General features: G+C 67.7%; 18 protein-coding genes. 10 read left to right on the top strand and 8 right to left on the bottom strand.

The window, feature by feature from the left end; translation table 11 throughout:
- Positions 1-166 precede the first annotated feature (166 nt).
- Together MMG85_RS01645 and MMG85_RS01640 are read left to right on the top strand one after the other, a co-directional pair.
- Positions 167-1,534, top strand: coding sequence for an MFS transporter (locus MMG85_RS01645; protein WP_241044343.1), 1,368 nt, complete (start codon positions 167-169; stop codon positions 1,532-1,534).
- A 68-nt stretch (positions 1,535-1,602) separates the two neighbouring features.
- Positions 1,603-1,953, top strand: a complete 351-nt coding sequence (locus tag MMG85_RS01640; RefSeq protein WP_241044342.1) for a DUF1304 domain-containing protein — start codon at positions 1,603-1,605, stop codon at positions 1,951-1,953.
- Positions 1,954-2,081: 128 nt separating this feature from the next.
- On the opposite strand, the gene MMG85_RS01635 is transcribed toward MMG85_RS01640, so the two are convergent.
- The 3 genes from MMG85_RS01635 to MMG85_RS01625 all read right to left on the bottom strand — a co-directional run bounded on the left by MMG85_RS01635 (position 2,082) and on the right by MMG85_RS01625 (position 6,098).
- Positions 2,082-2,564 carry a hotdog fold domain-containing protein gene (locus MMG85_RS01635; protein ID WP_241044341.1) on the bottom strand — a complete coding sequence of 161 codons (483 nt, stop codon included), beginning with the start codon at positions 2,562-2,564 and terminating at the stop codon, positions 2,082-2,084.
- Positions 2,565-2,751: 187 nt separating this feature from the next.
- A complete protein-coding gene (locus MMG85_RS01630; protein ID WP_241044340.1) occupies positions 2,752-5,229 on the bottom strand; it encodes an acyl-CoA dehydrogenase in 2,478 nt (825 codons plus the stop codon).
- Positions 5,226-6,098 carry an alpha/beta hydrolase gene (locus tag MMG85_RS01625; RefSeq protein WP_241044607.1) on the bottom strand — a complete coding sequence of 291 codons (873 nt, stop codon included), beginning with the start codon at positions 6,096-6,098 and terminating at the stop codon, positions 5,226-5,228. Before MMG85_RS01625 ends, MMG85_RS01630 begins: the two co-directional genes overlap by 4 nt.
- Before the next feature lie 232 nt (positions 6,099-6,330).
- Between MMG85_RS01625 and MMG85_RS01620 the strand changes: the two genes are divergently transcribed.
- Positions 6,331-6,930: a TetR/AcrR family transcriptional regulator gene (locus MMG85_RS01620; protein ID WP_241044338.1), complete on the top strand. Its 600-nt coding sequence runs from the start codon at positions 6,331-6,333 to the stop codon at positions 6,928-6,930.
- Positions 6,931-6,993: 63 nt separating this feature from the next.
- Here MMG85_RS01620 and MMG85_RS01615 read toward each other — a convergent pair whose 3' ends face one another.
- The 4 genes from MMG85_RS01615 to MMG85_RS01600 are packed head-to-tail and all read right to left on the bottom strand — an operon-like array spanning position 6,994 to position 9,071.
- Complete coding sequence (locus tag MMG85_RS01615) at positions 6,994-7,407, bottom strand: hypothetical protein (protein WP_241044336.1); 414 nt, start codon at positions 7,405-7,407, stop codon at positions 6,994-6,996.
- Positions 7,408-7,429: 22 nt separating this feature from the next.
- Positions 7,430-7,795, bottom strand: coding sequence for a hypothetical protein (locus MMG85_RS01610; RefSeq protein ID WP_241044335.1), 366 nt, complete (start codon positions 7,793-7,795; stop codon positions 7,430-7,432).
- Between the two features lie 9 nt (positions 7,796-7,804).
- Positions 7,805-8,620: a DUF2145 domain-containing protein gene (locus MMG85_RS01605; RefSeq protein WP_241044334.1), complete on the bottom strand. Its 816-nt coding sequence runs from the start codon at positions 8,618-8,620 to the stop codon at positions 7,805-7,807.
- 4 nt (positions 8,621-8,624) lie between these two features.
- Positions 8,625-9,071 carry a hypothetical protein gene (locus MMG85_RS01600; protein ID WP_241044333.1) on the bottom strand — a complete coding sequence of 149 codons (447 nt, stop codon included), beginning with the start codon at positions 9,069-9,071 and terminating at the stop codon, positions 8,625-8,627.
- Positions 9,072-9,180: 109 nt separating this feature from the next.
- On the opposite strand from MMG85_RS01600, the gene MMG85_RS01595 reads away from it, so the two are divergent.
- The 7 genes from MMG85_RS01595 to MMG85_RS01565 all read left to right on the top strand — a co-directional run bounded on the left by MMG85_RS01595 (position 9,181) and on the right by MMG85_RS01565 (position 18,220).
- The gene (locus MMG85_RS01595) at positions 9,181-9,924 is read left to right on the top strand and encodes a helix-turn-helix transcriptional regulator (protein WP_055936582.1); all 744 of its coding nucleotides are present in this window, start codon (positions 9,181-9,183) and stop codon (positions 9,922-9,924) included.
- Between the two features lie 558 nt (positions 9,925-10,482).
- A complete protein-coding gene (locus MMG85_RS01590) occupies positions 10,483-12,273 on the top strand; it encodes a phosphoenolpyruvate carboxykinase (GTP) (protein WP_241044332.1) in 1,791 nt (596 codons plus the stop codon).
- A gap of 973 nt (positions 12,274-13,246) precedes the next feature.
- Positions 13,247-13,837, top strand: coding sequence for a sigma-70 family RNA polymerase sigma factor (locus tag MMG85_RS01585; RefSeq protein ID WP_241044331.1), 591 nt, complete (start codon positions 13,247-13,249; stop codon positions 13,835-13,837).
- Positions 13,834-14,319 carry a hypothetical protein gene (locus tag MMG85_RS01580; RefSeq protein ID WP_241044330.1) on the top strand — a complete coding sequence of 162 codons (486 nt, stop codon included), beginning with the start codon at positions 13,834-13,836 and terminating at the stop codon, positions 14,317-14,319. The genes MMG85_RS01585 and MMG85_RS01580 overlap by 4 nt, the downstream gene beginning before the upstream one ends.
- A gap of 10 nt (positions 14,320-14,329) precedes the next feature.
- The gene (locus MMG85_RS01575; protein ID WP_241044329.1) at positions 14,330-15,226 is read left to right on the top strand and encodes a DUF4097 family beta strand repeat-containing protein; all 897 of its coding nucleotides are present in this window, start codon (positions 14,330-14,332) and stop codon (positions 15,224-15,226) included.
- 231 nt (positions 15,227-15,457) lie between these two features.
- Entirely contained in the window at positions 15,458-16,492 is a 1,035-nt protein-coding gene (locus tag MMG85_RS01570) for a hypothetical protein (protein WP_241044328.1), read from the top strand.
- A gap of 165 nt (positions 16,493-16,657) precedes the next feature.
- A complete protein-coding gene (locus MMG85_RS01565; RefSeq protein WP_241044326.1) occupies positions 16,658-18,220 on the top strand; it encodes a tetratricopeptide repeat-containing sulfotransferase family protein in 1,563 nt (520 codons plus the stop codon).
- On the opposite strand, the gene MMG85_RS01560 is transcribed toward MMG85_RS01565, so the two are convergent.
- Positions 18,221-18,883 carry a TIGR02466 family protein gene (locus tag MMG85_RS01560; RefSeq protein WP_241044324.1) on the bottom strand — a complete coding sequence of 221 codons (663 nt, stop codon included), beginning with the start codon at positions 18,881-18,883 and terminating at the stop codon, positions 18,221-18,223.
- Positions 18,884-18,922: the final 39 nt, after the last annotated feature.

Raw genomic sequence — 18,922 nt, 5'->3', positions numbered from 1 at the left:
GCAAATGCTCGGGCCATTGCAGCGGCGGGCGGGAGAAAGGGCCGGCGTGCGTTTCCGGTCGCCGGGCGAGCATGAAACGCTGGCGATGTTGCAGTGCATCGGATACCTTGCGCGCCACAGGCGGGCGGTGCCCGCGCCCCGATGATGCGATCGCAGGCCGCGCCCCATGGACCCGTCTTCCCCAGCGATCTCCCGGTTCGGCCGATTCCGCGCGGCGGTCTCGGAGTCGCCGCCGCTGCTGTGGGCCTTCGTCTACTTCTTCTGCCTGCTGAGCGGCTACTACGTGCTGCGGCCGGTACGCGAGGCGATGGCGGCGTCCAGCGACATCGAAGCGGTGTTTCCTCCCGCGCTGATCGGGTTTTTCGCCGACCGCGGCATCGCGCTGGGCGAGTTCACGCTGCAATTCATCTTCAGCGCCGTGTTCCTGATCATGCTGGTGCTGCAGCCGGTGTACGGCTGGCTGGTGAGCCGCTTCCCGCGCCGGGTCTTCCTGCCGGTGATCTACGGCTTCTTCATCGCCACGCTGCTGGTGTTCTACGCCATGTTCGACAGCGGCATCGCCGGCCGCGGACTGGCTTTCATCCTGTGGATCACGGTGTTCAACCTGTTCGCGGTGGCCGTGTTCTGGAGCTTCATGGCCGATGTGTTCACCAATGTCGAAGCGCGCAAGTACTACGGCTACATCGGCGCGGCCGGCACGATGGGCGCGTTCCTCGGCCCGGCGCTGACCAAGGCGCTGGTCGTGCGCGTGGGCATCCCCAACATGATGCTGGTGTCGGCGTTCCTGTTCTCGGTCTGCGTGCTGTGCATCTTCAGGCTGCGGACCTGGGCCGTGGCGCGCGAGGCAGAGCGGCGACAGGCCAGCGGCGAGATCCCGATGGGGGGCGAGGTGCTGGCGGGGCTGAAGCTGATCGTGCGCGAGCCGCTGCTGCGCTGGCTCGCGGTCATGGTGGTGATGGGTGTCGGCGTGGGCACGCTGCTCTACAACGAACAGAACGCCATCGCGCGCACCATGTTCACCTCGGCCGAAGCCCGGGCCGACTATTTCGCCACGCTGGACCTGGCGGTCAACTCGCTGACGCTGGTGGTGCAGCTGCTGCTCACCCGCACGCTGCTGTCCCGCTTCGGCATCGCGCCGGCGCTGCTGATCCCGGGCGGCGCGATCATCCTCGGGTTCTCGATCCTTTCCGCGTCGCCGTTGCCGATGATGGTCGCCATCGTGCAGGTAGTCACCCGCGCCAGCGAGTTCTCGCTGGCCAAGCCGGCGCGCGAGACCATCTACACGCGCGTGGGCCGCGAATGGCGCTACAAGGCCGGCGCGGCCATCGACACGGTGATCTACCGAGGCGGCGACCTCAGCTTCGTCTGGCTGCACAAGTTGCTGTCCGCGTTCGGGTCGAACGTGGTGTTCGGCGCCGGCCTGCTGGTCGCCAGCGCGATGACCTTCAGCGCCTGGCGGTTGCTGCGTGAAGAATCGAAGCTGCCGTCCGAGCGCGCCGTCGCCGCGACGCCGCCCGCCGCCGCCAAGGCCTGACGCGGGCCGGCAGACGCCGGGTCACGCAGCCGCTATGCTGCGGCGACACGATGGCAGGGGAAACGGGAATGGGAACGATCGCGACGGTACTGGTGGTGCTGGTGGCAGCGCTGCACGCGTACTTCCTGGTCCTGGAGATGTTCCTGTGGACCAAGCCGCTGGGCCTGAAGACCTTCCGCAACACGCCCGAGAAGGCGGAGACCACGCGCGTGCTGGCGGCCAACCAGGGCCTCTACAACGGCTTCCTCGCCGCCGGCCTGCTGTGGGGCCTGGTCACCGCGCAGTGGAACGTCGTGGTCTTCTTCCTGCTGTGCGTGATCGTGGCCGCGCTGTACGGCGCATGGAGCGTCAACAAGCGCATCTTCTTCGTGCAGGGCCTGCCGGCGATCGCGGCGCTGGTGGCGGTGTGGTTTCGCTGAGCGACGTCAGGACCGACGTGGGAGCGACGTAAGTCGCGATTGCGCCGTCAAGGCGCATGGCCAGCCTCTGTGCAAGCCGATGCCGTGCGATCGCGACTTACGTCGCTCCCACACCAGCCTCGAGGAACTCAGCGCGTGTCGCGCGCCGGCCTCGGCGACACCCACATGCCGATGCGGGCGCGGAACACCGCCTCGCCCTTGGTATCGCTGACCACCACATCCATCGGCAGGTCGTAACCCTCGCTCGATTCGCGCGGCTCGAACGCTGGCGTAGCCACGGCATGCATCGTGCCGACGGCCTTCTTCAGGTATTCCACCGTCATGCCCTTGGGAATCCAGCGCATCGAGCGCGGGATGCTGACGTCGGTGGTCAGCCCGCCGACGAACTCGGCCAGGTTGCACAGCGCGATGGCGTGCACGGTGCCCAGATGGTTGGTGACCGAGCGCCGGTGGCGGATCGTCGCCTCGCCACGCCCCGGTTCCAGCCGCGTCATGCGCGGGCCGATGCTGCCGAAGTACGGCGCCTTGAAGCAGATCAGGCGCGAGAACAGCCAGTGGCCGAACGGCTTGCGGCTCAGGCTGCGGTAGATCTCGAGGACGTTCGCGCTCATTCAAGGCTTCCATATCGGCTCCTTCCCCCGCTCGCGGGGGAAGGCTGGGATGGGGGCAAATGGAGTGGAGAGATCTGTCTTCCGCGAAGGTACTGCCCTGGGACCGCAATGCGCCCCGCAAACAGGCGGCTTCGGTCGCCCCCACCCGACCCTCCCCCGCAGGCGGGGGAGGGGGCGAATCATGGACTCAGGCCGCTTCGCGCGGATGCCGCTTGTGCTGCGGCAGGTCGTAGAAGCTGGCCGCGCGCAGTTCGTGGGTGTCGAAGTCGTCCACGGTGATCGTGTCCAGCGTGATCGCGCGCAGCTCTTCCAGCTGCTTGCGCTCGTCGGCGGTGATCCAGCCCTCGCGCACGCCTTCGTCCAACTGCGCGCTGTAATCCAGCGCCTCGATGTCCTTGGTCTTCAGCGCCTTCAGGAACTTGCGCTCGACCGGCTCGGCGGCGACGGCCGCGGCCAGGTAGCTGTCGATGCGGCCGCCCGGGTTGTTCTCGCACGGGGTCAGGAACACGCCCTGGCCCAGGCGGTCGCGCGCTTCGTTGGGCGCCATCAGCAGCATGGCGACGCGGTGGCTCAGGCGGTCGCCCGGGGCCACGGCGCGACGGCCGAACGGGAACACAACCGGCCACAGCAGCCAGCCCAGCGGCTTGATCGGGAAGTTGCGCAGCGCCTGCGACAGCGCGAGCTCGATCTCGTACGCGCTGTTGTGGAAGGCCCAGGCCAGCAGCGGCTTGTCGGCTTCCGGCGTGCCGTCGTCGTGGTGGCGCTTCAGCACCGCGCTCATCATGTACAGGTGGCTCAGCACGTCGCCCAGGCGGCCGGACAGCGATTCCTTGAACTTCAGTTTGCCGCCCAGCGCACCCAGCGAGATGTCGGTCAGCAGCGCCAGGTTGGCGGCATAGCGGTCGAGCTTGCGGAAGAACTTCTTGGTGTACGCGTCGCCCGGTGCGGCGCCGATCTTCGAGCCGGTGATGCCGAACCAGAACGAGCGCACCGCGTTGGAGATCGCGCCGCCGATGTGCGGGTACAGCACCGCATCCAGCTGGTGGATGCCGGCCTTGGTGTCCGGGTCCTGCGCCGCACGCATTTCCTTGATGATGTACGGGTGGCACAGGATCGAGCCCTGGCCGAAGATCAGCAGGCTGCGCGTCATGATGTTGGCGCCTTCCACCGTGATGGCGATCGGCGAGGCCTGCCACGCGCGGCCGGCGAAGTTGCGCGGGCCCAGGATGATGCCCTTGCCGCCGACGATGTCCATCACGTCCTTGGCGACATCGCGGCCCATGTTGGTGCAGTGGTACTTGGCGATCGCCGACGGCACCGACGGCACGTCGCCGCGGTCGACGGCAGCCGCAGTGGCCTGCGACAGCGCGCTGATCGCATAGGCCTTGCCGCCGATGCGCGCCAGCGCTTCTTCCACACCCTCGAAGCGGCCGACCGACAGGCCGAACTGCTTGCGGATGCGCGCATACGCACCGGTGACGCGGGCACCGGCCTTGGCGCCGCCGCTGGCGGTGGAGGGCAGGGTGATGGAGCGGCCCACGGCCAGGCATTCGTTGAGCATGTTCCAGCCCTTGCCCGCCATCTCCACGCCGCCGATCAGCTGGCTGAGCGGGATGAACACGTCCTTGCCGTGGATCGGGCCGTTCTGGAACGGCGAGTTGAGCGGGAAGTGGCGGCGGCCGACGTCCACGCCGGGCGTGTCGCGCGGCAGCAGCGCCAGGGTGATGCCGATGTCGCGGGTGTCGCCGATCAGGCCGTCCGGGTCGTACATGCGGAACGCCAGGCCGATGATGGTGGCGACCGGCGCCAGCGTGATATAGCGCTTGTCGAAGGTCAGGCGGATGCCCAGCACGTTGGCGCCGTTCCACTCGCCCTTGCAGACGATGCCGTAGTCGGGGATCGAGGTCGCGTCCGAGCCGGCGAACGGACCGGTCAGGCCGAAGCAGGGCACTTCCTGGCCGATCGCCAGGCGCGGCAGGTAGTAGTCCTTCTGTTCCTGCGTGCCGTAGTGGTTGAGCAGTTCACCCGGGCCCAGCGAGTTGGGCACGCCGACGGTGGAGCTGACCACACTGCTGACCGAGGCGATCTTCTGGATCACCTTGTGGTGCGCCAGCGCCGAGAAACCCAGGCCGCCGTACTGCTTGGGAATGATCATGCCGAAGAACTTGTTCTTCTTGATGTAGTCCCACAGCTCCGGCGGCAGGTCGGCGTGGATGTGGGTGATTTCCCAGTCGTTGGTCATCCGGCACAGCTCTTCCACCGGGCCGTCGAGGAAGGCCTGCTCCTCGTCGCTGAGCTGCGGCTTCGGATAGGCGAGCAGCTTGTTCCAGTCCGGGTCGCCGGTGAACAGGTCGCCCTCGAAGCCGACCGAGCCGGTTTCCAGTGCGATGCGCTCGGTCTGCGACAGCGGCGGCAGCGCGCGACGCAGGAAGCCCAGCGCCGGCGCCGTGATCAGCGGCTTGCGGATCGCCGGGATCAGCAGCGGCAGCGCGATCGCCACCACGACCAGCGCGGCGACGATGGTGGCGGTGGGGTTGGCGCCCAGCAGCCAGCACGCGACCAGCAGGCTGGCGGTGATCGCCGCCCAGTAGGCGAGCCGGAGCCGGTGGTAGGCGGCGAACGCGCCCGCCAGCAGGAAGGCGAGGAAGGGGATGACGATGCTCATGGGGTTGCTCCGGACACGGATTCGGTTACATCGGATTCGGCATTACCGGGCGAGGCCGACAGGCTTGCCAGGTATTCCAGCACGGCGGCGGTAAATGCGTCGTTGTCGTCGCCGGCCACCATGTGGGTGGCCTGCGGCAGGTGCACGTGGTGCGCATGAGGCACCAGCGTCTTGAACTCTTCCACGGTCTTCTCGGAGACCAGGTCGCTGCGGCCGCCGCTGATCAGCAGCACCGGGCACTGCACCCGGCGCGCCGCCTCGGCGATGGCGTCCTGGTGCTGCGCGCTGTCGCGGGCCAGCTCGTCGACCAGGCGCGGATCCCAGTGCCAGCGCCAGCGTCCGTCGGCGCCTTCGCGCAGCAGCTCGCGCAGCTCGTCGGCGGATTTGCGCGAGCGGCGCTGCGGCTGGTACGCGGCGATGGCGTCGGCGGCGTGCTCGAGCGAGTCGAAACCGTCCGGGAACGCGGTCATGAAGGCGAGGATGCGCTGCAGGCCGGCGTGTTCCCAGCGTGGGGTGATGTCCACCAGCACCATCGCGCGGAACAGACCCGGCCAGCGCGACTCGGCGATCAGGCCGAACAGCCCACCCATCGACGCGCCCACCAGCACCGGCGGCTCTGGCTGTTCGCCCGCCACCACGATCAGGTCGTCGGCGAACTGGTCGCCGGTATAGAGAAGGTCGGCGGCGTTGCGGCCGGACTCGCCATGGCCACGCGCGTCGTACGCCAGGCCGGCATAGCCCTGCGCCGCCATCAGCTCGCCGGTGCGGTTCCAGGCACCGCGTGTCTGGCCGAAACCATGCGCGTAGATGAGTGCGGGATGCGACTGCAACGGGCCCGGTGAGGCGAACTGGCGGATCGCCAGGGCGATGCCGCCCTGTCCGTTCAGCACGTGATCCGGTCCGGCGTCAGTGACGTGGCGGGAGGGCGTGAGGGCAGGAGAGGCATGGATCACCATACGGGCTAGTATGGGTTGTCGCATTTAGAGCAGTCAATCGGTTCGCCATCGGAATTTCACATGCAACCGATTGATTCGGCTTTATTTGTGGTGCGTCGCAACAAACGTACCGCTACACACCCCGGCGTATGGTTAAATGCGGCACATGAGCACACCCCGTCCGGAAACACCCCCCGCTGCGCCCGCCCGCAATGCCCGTCTCAGTGCGGATGACTGGGCCCAGGCGGCGCTCGACCTGATCGCCGAGCAGGGGGTTTCCGCTGTCGCGGTGGAGCCGCTGGCACGTCGGCTGGGTGTCACAAAGGGCAGCTTCTACTGGCACTTCCCCTCGCGCGATGCGCTGCTGCAGGCCGCGCTGGAGCGCTGGGAGGCCGGTGAGCAGGAGAACATCTTCGGCAGCCTGGAAAAGGTCGCCGATCCGCGCGAGCGCCTGCGCACGCTGTTCCAACTGGTCGGCCACGAGGTGAAGCCGCACATCATCTACAGCGAGCTGCTGAAAGCGCTTGACCATCCGGCCGTGCAGCCGGTCATCGACCGCATCTCCCAACGCCGCCAGGAGTATCTGGTCGCCATGTTCCGTCAGGCCGGCCTGCAGCGCACCGATGCGACGCATCGCGCGCGTCTGACCTATGCGGCCTATGTGGGGTTCCTGCAGCTGTCGCTGCAACTGCAGCAGCCGCGCATGACCTCGGAAGAATTCGAGACCTACCTCGAACACGTCATCTCGACGTTGATCCCGACCTGACCGTAGGGTGGGCCTTGGCCCACCGCCCGTGATCCTGTCATCGAAGGTGGGCCGAGGCCCACCCTACGAAGTTGTGGGCGCCGCGCGCTTCAGCTCCGACAGCCGCACTACCACATACGCCAGCAGCGCCACCGCGAAGAACGCCAGCAGCATCCAGGCGATGCCCTGAAGCGTCTCGATGACGGTGCGATAGACCTCCAGCACCCAGCGCTCGGCGGTCAGCACGATGATCTCCGTCTTGTCCTTCTCCATCCATTGCGGTGCGGTGATGTAGCGCTCCAGGGCATGGATGCGTACGCCGGACGATACGCCGACAACGAGGATGGCGAATTTCATGTAGCGCAGCCATGCCGTGCTGATGTCGTCGGCGATGATGCGGGAGAGGATGCGCTCGATCGGCTTCGAGAACATCCATGTCACGCCCCAGGCGACAGCGGCGGACAGCAGCAAGGTCACGGCAAGCAGGGTCAGGAACATGGGATTCTCCGGGTGGAAGGATTCACATGGGAAGCCGCGGTATGCAGATCCACAGGACGATCGACACGGTGCTGCTCCCCAGCAACGCCAACACAGACCATGAACTACCATGCGCAGGCAGTCGTCGCGACACTGCGATGCGCAGCGAGAAGAGCACGCCGGTGACCGCTCCCAGCAGGGGTAGCTCCAACAGATTCGACAGCGACTTGTTGCTGTCAGCCAGTACCACCAGGAGCAGCCAGAGAGCACCCGGGAGTACCAACTGCAGGCCGTCCCAGATGTATCCGCGCACGCCTCGCCCGAATAGCAGATAGGAAGGCACGCCGATCGTCAGCAATGGGACGGCAAACATAGCGTGTAACTGGAAGAAGTCTCCAAGTTCAAGCATGCCGTTGTCTCACGCCGGTCCCATCGCCACTTGCCGCACACCACCCCGCCATTCCCGCTGCTCGCGCACATACCCGCTGCGCTCCAGCCAGCGGAAGATCGAGCGCACGGTGACGACCGGATAATCGCCCGACAGTCGCGTGCCGACCGGGTGGTCGGTGAAGTCGGTGTTGGCGGAGAACAGACCGCCGAGCACGCGCTTCGAGTAGGCGATATGAACCGTATCGGGCACGAAGCCGTCGCCGCGCGCGAAGGCGTACGCGCTGCGGCGGTCGTAGATGCCGCGGTCGGCGAGGGCGGCGGCCATCACCTCGACGATCCACGCGGTGGAGTTCTGGTAGTCGTCGCTGCCGGGACGTGCGATCAGGTTGTAACGCGGGTGGTGCAGGCTGTGGCGCGGCATCTGCTGCAGGCGTTGCGCGAGCCGGTCGGCCACCTCGGGTGCGAACCAGACGATGCGCAGGTCCTGGTTGACCAGGTCGTCGGCGAAGAAGTTCACGAGTCCCTGCGCGTACAGACCGGAGCGGTCGCTGCCGCATTCGTTGAGCAGGTGCACCACCGTCCAGCGCCCGTGCGCGTGGTCGCGCACCGCGAAGCCGGCATGGCTGTAAACCAGTCCCTGCTTCGACAGGTCGGTGCCGACGCGCGCGAGCAACGCGACCGGCGCATCCACCTCGTCCAACTGCTGCGCGGCCAGCAGGGCGGTGCGCGCCGCGTCCGCCACCTTGTACGGCGGCATCTCCAGCGACTGGCAGGCATCGCCCGCGCGTGCCGTCCCTGGCAGCGCGAGGACGAAAACGAAAACAATCGCGAGCGCGCGCATCATCCGCTCACCCGCCGTAGCGATGGCTGTGGATGTGCGGGCGGGCGGCGTCGTTGGCGATGAAGCACAACGCTTCGCCGGCCGCGCTGAGGATCCAGCCCGTGGCCACCGCCGCGACACTGACCGCCGTGCCCACTGCGATGCCCAGCCGTTTGATCGCTTCCGCGCTCAGGTACACCACGAACGACGCGCCGGCCACCACGCCTGCCGCCGCCACGGACACCGTCACCGCCACGCTGCCGGCCACCACCGCCACGCCGGTGACCACGGCCGAAGCGCCGTGTCCCAGCGCGTGGATCACCGCGATCGGCACTTCGATGGACGCTTCCAGGCTGGCCTGCGAGAGGCGGCTGGCGCCGTCGGACTGCGCTGCCGCGTGGGCGGGCAGGGCGATGCCGCCGGACAGCGCGGTCACCAGGGCAAGGGTCAGCGAACGGGCGATCAGGCGGGTCATGACGGGCTCCTGCGGGGTCGCCGCACCTTGGGCGCGGCCGGCGCGGCTGTTCAACCGGCATCGACGAGGTAAGCTCCGGCGCATCACCCGGTATAGGAATGCGCTACCGATGGCCGTCTCCGTCGACCTGATCGATGCCTTGAAGCGCTGCCTGCGCGCGCAGAACCTGACCTACCGCGAGCTCGCCACCCGCATCCGCATGAGCGAGGCGGCGGTCAAGCGCATGTTCTCCCGCCGTGCGATGAGCCTGCAGCGGCTGGAACAGATCTGCGACGTGCTCGATGTCGGCCTGGCCGAACTCAGCGCCGAAGCCTCGCGGGGGCGCAAGGCGATGGCGCAGTTGAGCGAGGCGCAGGAACAGGCGCTGGTGGACGACCCGCGCCTGCTGATGGCGTTGTTCCTCACCCTCAACCGCTGGCGCGAGGACGACGTGATGGGCCACTTCGGCTTCACCCCCGCGCAGTGGACCGGGCTGCTGGTGAAGCTGGACCGGCTGGAGATCATCGAACTGATGCCCGGCAATCGCGGCCGCGCGCTGACCGCACGCAATTTCCGCTGGCGCGCCGACGGGCCGATGGAGCGCTATTTCCGCCATACGCTGCTGACCGACTACTTCGCCGACCCCTTCGATGGCGAACAGGACGCCCTGCTGCTGCTCAGCGGCAGCCTGAGCATCGACGGCGTGAAGCAATTGCGGCTGCGGCTGGACGAAGTGGCGCGCGAGTTCGACGCCCTGCTGGCACGGGATGCCACGTTGCCGGCCGAAGACCGCGTGGGCGTCAGCCTGGTGCTGGCGCAGAAGCCATGGCTGCTGCAGTTGTTCAATCCGTACCGGCGCTCGCGCGACGCATAGGCGCGCAGACGGAGATCGAGCTCGGAATCCCGACGACGGGGCTCGGAATCCCGTCGATGGCTTTCAGCGCTCCATGTCCCGCCCTCCGAGCGCCATCGATGGCGCTCCGAGCTCCGTCGAGATGGCCCTCCGGGCCTCGTCGCTCGGCCTCTGAGCTCCGTCGACGGCGCTCCGAGCCCGATCGACGAGGCTCACTGCCCGGTCGATGGCTCGTGGAGTGCCATTGATGGCCTTCTGAAAGCCATCGACGGGATTGCAGAGCTCCGCCGTTGGCATTCCGGGGGCGATCCCTGGGGTCCGGAGCCCCATCCACGAGGCGTGGAGCCTGATCGATGGCCCTCTGATCCCCGGCGACGGAGCTCCGAGCGCCATCGACGGGGCTCGGAGCCCCGCGCGTCGCCCTTCTCGCCGCTCCTTGAGACACAACCGCGTGCCCGTGGCGGGGTTTGCCCGGCCTGCACCCCGTCGGACTGACCGCCCACCGATCCCGGACGCGTTCTCCTCGTCAGCGGGACAGGACATTGGTATCATTTTGGTCTCACTTTTAGAGGGCGGGGCATGAACGCAGCGGTCGATGTTTTCAAACGCAACGATTTTCCGGGCAGTTCGCTGCACGCGTTGAATGCCTGGGTTGCGGAGGTCGCCGCGCTCACCCAGCCCGACCACATCCACTGGTGCGACGGCAGCGATGCCGAAAACGCCCTGCTGACCAAGCAGATGCTGGCCGACGGCACGCTGCTGCCGCTCAACCCCGAAACCCACCCGCACAGCTGGCTGCACCGCTCCAGCCCGAGCGACGTGGCGCGCGTGGAGCACCTGACCTTCGTCTGCACGCCGCAGCAGGAAGACGCCGGCCCCAACAACCACTGGATGGCCCCGGCCGAGGCGCACGCGAAGATGGACGCGCTGTTTGCCGGCTGCATGCGCGGGCGCACGCTGTACGTCATTCCCTATTGCATGGGGCCGATCGATTCGCCGCTCTCGCGCTGCGGCGTGGAGATCACCGACTCGCCGTACGTGGTGGCCAACATGCGGATCATGACCCGTATGGGCGCGCCGGCGCTGGCGCGCATCGAGCGGGAAGGGACGTTCGTGAAGGGCCTGCATTCCACCGGCGAGCTGGACCCGGACCGCCGCTTCATCATGCATTTCCCCGACGAGCTGACCATCAAGAGCTTCGGCTCCGGCTACGGCGGCAACGCACTGCTGGGCAAGAAGTGCCACGCGCTGCGCATCGCCTCGCACCAGGCGCGCCATGAGGGCTGGCTGGCCGAGCACATGCTGATCGTCGGCATCGAGAACCCGCAGGGCGAGACGCACTACATCGCCGCCGCATTTCCGTCGGCGTGCGGCAAGACCAACCTGGCCATGCTGATCCCGCCGGAGGGTTACCGCCAGGCAGGGTGGAAAGTGTGGACCGTCGGCGACGACATCTGCTGGATGCGCCCCGGCGCCGACGGTCGCCTGTACGCGATCAATCCGGAAGCCGGCTTCTTCGGCGTGGCGCCCGGTACCTCGGACAGTTCCAACCCCAATGCGCTGGCCACCATCAGCCACCACACCATCTTCACCAACGTCGCCGTCACCGACGAGCAGGAGCCGTGGTGGGAAGGGTTGGATTCGCGTACGCCGGCACTGGACTGGCAGGGCCGCAAGTACGACGCGGCCAACGGCCCGGCCGCGCATCCCAACTCGCGCTTCACCGTGTCCGCCCGCCAGTGCCCCAGCTATTCGGCCAAGGCTGAAGATCCGCAGGGCGTGCCGATCAGCGCCATCGTCTTCGGCGGCCGCCGCGCCTCGCTGGTGCCGCTGGTGTTCGAGGCCCGCGACTGGACACACGGTGTGCTGGTCGGCGCGGCGATGGGCTCGGAAACCACCGCGGCTGCGACGGGCGCGGTCGGCGTGATGCGCCGCGATCCGATGGCGATGAAGCCGTTCTGCGGCTACAACTTCGCCGACTACTTCGCGCACTGGCTGTCGTTCGACGGCGCCAACGCCAAGCTGCCGAAGATCTTCCACGTCAACTGGTTCCGCAAGGGCGGCGACGGCAGGTTCCTGTGGCCCGGCTTCGGCGAGAACCTGCGCGTGCTGGAGTGGATGATCCAGCGCGTCGAAGGCAAGGCGGATGCCGTGGAAACACCGATCGGCCACCTGCCGCGCGCCGAAGACCTCAACCTGGACGGCGTGGCGCTGAGCGATGAAGCGCACGAGCTGCTGTTCGGCTTCGACCGCGCCGGCTGGCAGGCCGAGTTCGCCAGCATCGGCGAGTACCTGCAGGAATTCGGCACCCGCACCCCGCAGGCCCTGAAGGACGAACAGCAACGCATCGCCGCCCGACTGGCGAACTGATTCCCCGCCTCGCGCACCCCTTTCCTGCGCAAGCCCCGCGTAAGTCCTCCCGGGACGGCGCGGGGCTTTTTCTTTGTGTAGTGCGTGGCGCGTCGAACCCCTCTCCCTGTGGGAGAGGGGTTGGGGAGAGGGCCAACGGAGCCGTGTTACTCGGGCCGCCCTGTTCGTCACCAGAAGCGAACCGCGGATGTTGTCGGTGCCACAGCGCGCAGGAACAGGTGGATGTCGCCGACCCTCACCCCAACCCCTCTCCCGCGGGGAGAGGGGCTTTAACCACGCGCGCCTTCAAGTTCCTCGGGCGGGACGCCTCGGGACTTTTGCTGTGGTGAGCGGCAAGCCGCTCCAAGCCCCTCTCCCCATGGGAGAGGGGTTGGGGAGAGGGCCAACGGAGCCGTGTTCCTCGGGCCACCCTGTCCTTTGCCAGAAGCGGATCGCGGACGTTGCCGGTGCTGGAGCGCGCAGAATCAAGTGGACTTCGCCGACCCTCACCCCAACCCCTCTCCCGCGGGGAGAGGGGCTTTAACCACGCGCGCCTTCAAGTCCCTGTGGCCGGACGCACTGGGGCTTTTTCTGTGGTGAGCGGCAAGCCGCTCCAAGCCCCTCTCCCCATGGGAGAGGGGTTGGGGAGAGGGCCAACGGAGCCGTGTTCGTCGGGCCGCCAGGTTCTTTGCCAGAAGCGAATCGCGGATGTTGTCGGTGCCACATCGCGCAAGATCAGGCGGACTTCGCCGACCCTCACCCCAACCCCTCTCCCGCAGGGAGAGGGGCTTTAAACCGCGCGCCTTCAAGTTCCTGTGGCCGGACGCACTGGGGCTTTTTCTGTGGTGAGCGGCAAGCCGCTCCAAGCCCCTCTCCCCATGGGAGAGGGGCTCTGACCCCACGCGCCTTCAAGCGTCTCTGGCGGAAGCAAGCGCGTGAGAAAAAGACCGGCCACGTTCTAAACCCCTGCGCACTTCGCTGCATCCCAGTCAGTATGCTGAATGCCGTGATCGACCCTTTCGCCGACAGCCTCACGCCCGAGGACGCCGCTGCCCAGGACACCGCCTTGGCGCGCACGGCCGCCGGCGGTGACATGCGGGCCTTCGAGGCGCTGTACCGGCGCCACGCCGGCCGCGTGCATGGCGTCATCCAGCGTCTGGTCGGGCTGCATGGTGCGCGGGCGGAGGATCTGGTGCAGGAAGCCTTCGTGCGGGCCTGGCAGGCGCTGCCGGCGTTCCGCTTCGAGAGCGCCTTCGGTACTTGGCTGCACCGGCTGGCGGTGAACACCGCGCTGATGGAGCTGCGCAGCCGGCGCACGGGTCCGCGCTTCGACGACGACGAGGACGCGCTGGACGGGCTGGGCCTGGCCGACAGCGCCGGGCAGGGCACGGCCCTGTCGATGGACCTGGAGCGTGCCGTCGCCACCCTGCCGCCCCGTGCGCGCGCCGTGCTGGTGCTGTACGACGTGGAAGGCTGGAAGCATGAAGAGATCGCCGCCGAGCTGGGCATGGCGGTCGGCAGTTCGAAGGCCCAGCTGCACCGCGCGCGGCATCTGCTGCGCGAGCGTCTAGGAGCACATGCATGACCCCCCACGATCCCACTCCGTTGTCCGACGACGCGCTGCGCTGGCAGTTGCGGGCCCTGCGCCAGGACGCACCGCCCGCGCGCGACCTGTGGCCCGATATCGCGGCGCGGCTGGCCGTCACGCCACAGGTGGCGCCGGCGCCCATGCACCGCCGCCGCCGCGTGATGCCGTTCGCGCTAGCCGCGTCCGTGCTGCTGGCGGTCACGATGACCTGGCAACTGCAACGGGCACCGCAGGGCGATGCGGTGATCCAGCGCGAAGCCGCGGCGATGACCCGCGACTACACCGGTGCCCTGGCGCAGATGGATACGCAGGCCAAGGCATCGCCCGAATACGCCCCGGCGCTGCACGCGCTGGACCAGAGCGCGGCCGAGATCCGCCACGCCATCGCCACCGACCCGCAAGCGCGCTTCCTGCTGGAACAGTTGCGCCGCACCTACGCCCGACGCCTGGCCTTGACCCAGCGCGCGGTCATGACCTGAGGAGTTCCCCATGCGTACGTCTTCCTTCGCCCTGCTGCTGGCCACCGCGCTGCTGGCGCCCACCGCCCTGGCCCAGAGCGCCATCAACGAGACCCGCCCGCTCGATGCGCGCGGCCGGGTCGACATCAGCAACGTCAAGGGCCGCATCGAGGTGCGCGGCTGGGAGCGCAACGAGGTGCAGGTCACCGGCACGCTCGGCAAGGGCGTGGAGCGGCTGGACATCGACGGCTCTCGCGACCAGCTGAGCATCGAGGTGCGCTACCCGAAGAACGGCGGCTGGGGCGGCAACAAGACCGGCCCCACCGATCTGGTGGTGATGGTGCCGGTGCGTGCGGATCTGGACATCGAGTCCGTCGCCGCCGACGTGCATGTCGACGGCGTGGCCTCCAGCGAGCTGTCGATCAGCAGCGTCAGCGGCAGCGTCTTCGCCGCGGCTGCACCCCGCAAGGCCGACGTGGAAACGGTGAGCGGCAGCGCCACCCTGACCCTCAACAGCGAGGACGTGGACGTCAGCACGGTCAGCGGTGCCATCGTGCTGCGCGGTCGCTTGAACGGCGACATCGACGCGGAAACGGTCTCCGGCCGCATCGAGGTGAACGTCAACGGCGAGCGCATCCGCGACCTCAGCGCCACCACCGTCAGCGGCCGCGCCGACGTCAGCACGGCGCTGGCGCCGGCCGGCGAGATCAGCATGGAATCGGTCAGCGGCAGCCTGCTGCTTCGCCTGCCTAGCGACGTGTCGGCCCAGGTCAGCGGCGAAAGTTTCAGCGGCAGCCTCAAGGCCACCGGCGTGACCATCGAGAAGCGCCGCGGCCCCGGCGCCAGCTTCACCACCACCTACGGCAGCGGCAGCGGCCGGGTCAGCCTGGAGACGTTCTCGGGCAGTGCGGAAGTGCGGGTGGAGTGACGCGGGGTCGCATCGCAGAGCTGCAGGGCGCGCCAGGGAAGGTCTGAACAACGGCCGTCGTCCCCGCGAAGGCGGGGATCCAACGACTTCAGGCTAAGGAAAGCAAAGGCACTGGGTTCCCGCCTTCGCGGGAATGACGAACAAAATTCAAGTTTTTCAGAGGATCCCCTGAGAGACGGACGCACCCGGCACATCCGTTAGGATGCGGGTTCCTTTGTTTCCCAATGCGCCATGGATGCCCGTTCCACTTCTTCCCTGACAGGGCCGCTGGCGCCGGTCGATGCCGGTGATGCGACCTGGTTTCCCTTCGACGTGGACCTGGCGGGCGATCGCATGCAGTGGCTGCGTTGCGACGAGGCCCTGATCCAGGCGAGCGTATTCCTGGATCCGAGGATGCCCGCCGAGGGCCGGCCACAGGCCCTCACGCCGCTGGCGCCGGTGGCCAGCCTGCCGCGGGCGGCGCGGGCGCCGGCATGGCTGTGGCATACCTCGTTCTGCGGCTCGACGCTGCTGGCCCGCCTGCTGCACCTGACCCCGTACAGCGTGGCGCTGCGCGAGCCGCTGGTGCTCCGAAGACTGAGTGATGAAGCGGATGCGGGACGGGACGTGTCGTCGTGGTTGCGCCCGATCATCGACCTGCTGGCGCGTCCTTGGCATCCCGATGGGCGGGTGGTGGTGAAGCCGACGCATGCCGCGCTGAACATCGCGCGCCCTGCCATGGCGGCCTGTCCGGAGGCCAGGGCCATCGTGCTGACCTCGGGACTGGAAGACTTCATCGTCTCGCATCTCAAGAAAACCCCTGAGACGCTCGCAAACGTACCGGTCCTGGCCGCGCGCGCCTTGCGCGCGGGTACGCTGGCTGCCCGGCTCTCCGAGGGGGCGCTGGAGCCACCCTCGGTGCTGGCCGCCGCCGCACTGCAGTGGGCGGCCCAGCGGGATCTGGTGGCCGCGCTCCAGGAACAGGGCGGCGAGCGTGTGCGTGTGCTCGACTGGGCGCGCGTGGGTGCCAACATCGAAGACGCGGCGGTAGCGGCAGCCGCCTTCCTGCACCTGCCGCTCCCCGACGAGGCGTTGCGCACACAGGCGCGACAGCTCGCCGCATCGCATTCCAAGGCAAGTAGCCGACCTTATGACGTGCACGTGCGCGACCGGGAGCACCTGCTGTTACGCACGACCTATGCAAAGGAGGTCGCTGACGCGATGCGCTGGGCGGAGCGGCATCTGTTGCCATTCCTGCCCGCCGAAACGCGTTCAATGGACGTATAGCGGGCTGGTCGTCCTGCCGTTGCCTGACAAGGTTGCTGCGGGAATGACCGCAGCAGCCGGAGCGCACCGCTTACACTAGCGGTCGCCATGCCGCCCTCATCAATGGGGATGTGTGGCGATCCGCAGACGATCGAATCGAAGAGGCAAGACGCAGGAATGACGGGCATGGTGAGCGCAGACGCGCGTTGGATGCAGGGGGAGGCCGCCGTGGACCGCCGGCAATGGTCGGTGGCGGAAACGGCTTACCTCGATGCGCTGGCGTTGGACCCGCGCCATCTCCCGTCGCTGATCGGCCTGTCCACGCTGTACTCCCGGCAGGGCAAGCACGTCCTGGCGTATCAGGTGCTGATGCGCGCCATCGGCGTCGCGCCTCCCCATCCGGGCATCACCTATGGCCTGGCCCAGCGCCTGCGCTACTTCAACGAATTCGATGCGCTGGAACGCTGTCTGGCCGATCCCCGCTTCGCCACCTCCGCACCGGTGCATGTGCTCGCCCGCGCGGTGGTGATGCTCAGTTCCATCGGTGCGCATGAGGCGGCGGTAAGGCTGGCCGAGCGCGCCGTGGAGCGCGACCCCAACTCCGCGCCCGCGCTGTATGTGCGCGGCAACCTGCACCTGTTCTCGGGCGAGCCCGACCTGGCCGAGCTGCGTTACGAGCAGTCGTTGAAGGCCGATCCGCGGCTGTACCAGAACGCCTGGATGCTGGCGAGCGTGCGCACGCAGACGCCGGAGTCCAACCACATCGACCGCCTCCGTCGGCAACTGACCGAGGCGACGCCAGGCAAGGAGGGCGAGGCCTATCTCAGCTACGGCCTGCACAAGGAACTCCACGATATCGGCGACTACGCGGGTGCCTGGGTGGCGCTGGAGCGGGGATGCCGCGTCAAGCGCACCCACGTGGACTACGCGCCGGACGACGAGGCCGCGATGGTCGACCAGGCCATCGCCACCTTCGATGCGGACTTCCTGCGCGATGCGTCGCAGGTCGAACAGCCTTCGGTGCCGATCTTCATCCTGGGCATGCACCGCTCCGGCACCACGCTGCTCGAGCGCATGCTGTCCGGGCACTCCAATGTGGCCGATGCCGGCGAAACCGGCGCCTTCGACGCCCAGGTCCACCTGGCGGCCGATCATCACTACGCCAACCGTTTCGATGCCACGGTGCTGGCCAGGGTGCCCGGGATGGACATGGAAGGCATCGCGCGCGGCTATGCGCGTGCGGCGGGCTGGTTGAGCAGGGGCAAGCCCTTCTTCACCGAAAAGCTGCCGATGAACTTCTGGAACATCGGCCTGATCGCCAAGGCGCTGCCGCAGGCGAAGATCATCAACCTGGTGCGCGATCCGATGGATACGTGCTTCTCCAACCTGCGCACACTGTTCGCCGGGGTGGCAACGTATTCGTACGACCAGTCCGAGCTCGCCCACTTCTATCTGCAGTATCGCCGCCTGATGCAGCACTGGCTCGACGTGCTGCCTGGACGCATTCTGCAGGTGAGTTACGACGAACTGGTCGCTGCGCCTGACGTGGTGGGGCAGCGGGTGGCGGAGTACTGCGGCCTGAGCTACCAGACATCCATCGCGGACGTGTCGCGCAGCAGTGGGCGCGTGGCTACTGCCAGCGCCGCGCTGGCGCGACAGGGCATACGCCGCGATCGCGGCATGGTGTGGCGCAATTACGAGGCGCAGCTCGCGCCCCTGAGCGCAGGCCTGTCACCGTTCTACACGTGATCAGCCGGCCGGCTTGCTGCCGAACCAGCAGTTGAACGCGACGGTGATGCGGGGCGATTGTCCGTAATACGGCAGCACCTCGTGCTGCAGCCACGACGGGAACAGCACCAACTGGCCGGCTTCCAGTGCGAACGACCAGCTGCCATGGTGGTACGGCGGCTTGAAGTGCGCATTGCCGGGATCCATGAAGACGTTGCTGTAGCCATGGGGATTGTGGAAGCGGAGCACGCCCGATTCCGGCTTGTCCGGGACGCTGTCGCCGGGGCTCACGCAGTACACCCCCGACCACGACGCCATCGGATGCGTATGCAGGACGGTGAAGCCGCCCTGCCGGGTCACGTGGAACCAGGTGTGCGAGAAGATCTCCAGCCGCTTCAGTTCCTCCGGCGAGTAGCCGTTGGTCTGCTGGATGGCCTCGCCCAGCATCGACCAGCAGAACGTCCTCAGCCGGCGGATGCACGGCTCCGGCGACGCGAACAGGTCGAAGCTGCTCTCGAAGACGCCTTCCTGCTGCCTGAGCGACGGGTGGGTGTTGCGGTAGCGATCCGGGTCCGCCTCGCGCGCCAGCAACAGGGCCTCCAGTTCGCGATTCAGTGGCCCGGCATCGGGCATCCGGCTCTGGCCCACGGGCACGGCGAACATCGAGGCGATCTGCACGGACATGGCGGGATCCATAAAGTCGAAGATCGGAAAAAACTACGG

The sequence above is a fragment of the Pseudoxanthomonas sp. LH2527 genome, assembly GCF_022539275.1.
Classification (GTDB): domain Bacteria; phylum Pseudomonadota; class Gammaproteobacteria; order Xanthomonadales; family Xanthomonadaceae; genus Pseudoxanthomonas_A.
The sequence above is the reverse complement of the archived record's forward strand: the minus strand, read 5'-3'. Positions and strand labels throughout refer to the sequence as shown.

Excerpts from the sequence above, each read along its gene's own strand:
- MMG85_RS01620 (WP_241044338.1), top strand. The coding sequence starts at position 6,331 with ATGAGCACACCCCGTCCGGAAACACCCCCCGCTGCGCCCGCCCGCAAT.
- MMG85_RS01560 (WP_241044324.1), bottom strand. The coding sequence starts at position 18,883 with ATGTCCGTGCAGATCGCCTCGATGTTCGCCGTGCCCGTGGGCCAGAGC.
- MMG85_RS01600 (WP_241044333.1), bottom strand. The coding sequence starts at position 9,071 with ATGACCCGCCTGATCGCCCGTTCGCTGACCCTTGCCCTGGTGACCGCG.
- MMG85_RS01585 (WP_241044331.1), top strand. The coding sequence starts at position 13,247 with ATGCTGAATGCCGTGATCGACCCTTTCGCCGACAGCCTCACGCCCGAG.
- MMG85_RS01645 (WP_241044343.1), top strand. The coding sequence starts at position 167 with ATGGACCCGTCTTCCCCAGCGATCTCCCGGTTCGGCCGATTCCGCGCG.
- MMG85_RS01575 (WP_241044329.1), top strand. The coding sequence starts at position 14,330 with ATGCGTACGTCTTCCTTCGCCCTGCTGCTGGCCACCGCGCTGCTGGCG.
- MMG85_RS01590 (WP_241044332.1), top strand. The coding sequence starts at position 10,483 with ATGAACGCAGCGGTCGATGTTTTCAAACGCAACGATTTTCCGGGCAGT.
- MMG85_RS01565 (WP_241044326.1), top strand. The coding sequence starts at position 16,658 with ATGGTGAGCGCAGACGCGCGTTGGATGCAGGGGGAGGCCGCCGTGGAC.
- MMG85_RS01605 (WP_241044334.1), bottom strand. The coding sequence starts at position 8,620 with ATGATGCGCGCGCTCGCGATTGTTTTCGTTTTCGTCCTCGCGCTGCCA.
- MMG85_RS01580 (WP_241044330.1), top strand. The coding sequence starts at position 13,834 with ATGACCCCCCACGATCCCACTCCGTTGTCCGACGACGCGCTGCGCTGG.
- MMG85_RS01570 (WP_241044328.1), top strand. The coding sequence starts at position 15,458 with ATGGATGCCCGTTCCACTTCTTCCCTGACAGGGCCGCTGGCGCCGGTC.
- MMG85_RS01610 (WP_241044335.1), bottom strand. The coding sequence starts at position 7,795 with ATGCTTGAACTTGGAGACTTCTTCCAGTTACACGCTATGTTTGCCGTC.
- MMG85_RS01630 (WP_241044340.1), bottom strand. The coding sequence starts at position 5,229 with ATGAGCATCGTCATCCCCTTCCTCGCCTTCCTGCTGGCGGGCGCGTTC.
- MMG85_RS01595 (WP_055936582.1), top strand. The coding sequence starts at position 9,181 with ATGGCCGTCTCCGTCGACCTGATCGATGCCTTGAAGCGCTGCCTGCGC.
- MMG85_RS01615 (WP_241044336.1), bottom strand. The coding sequence starts at position 7,407 with ATGTTCCTGACCCTGCTTGCCGTGACCTTGCTGCTGTCCGCCGCTGTC.
- MMG85_RS01635 (WP_241044341.1), bottom strand. The coding sequence starts at position 2,564 with ATGAGCGCGAACGTCCTCGAGATCTACCGCAGCCTGAGCCGCAAGCCG.
- MMG85_RS01640 (WP_241044342.1), top strand. The coding sequence starts at position 1,603 with ATGGGAACGATCGCGACGGTACTGGTGGTGCTGGTGGCAGCGCTGCAC.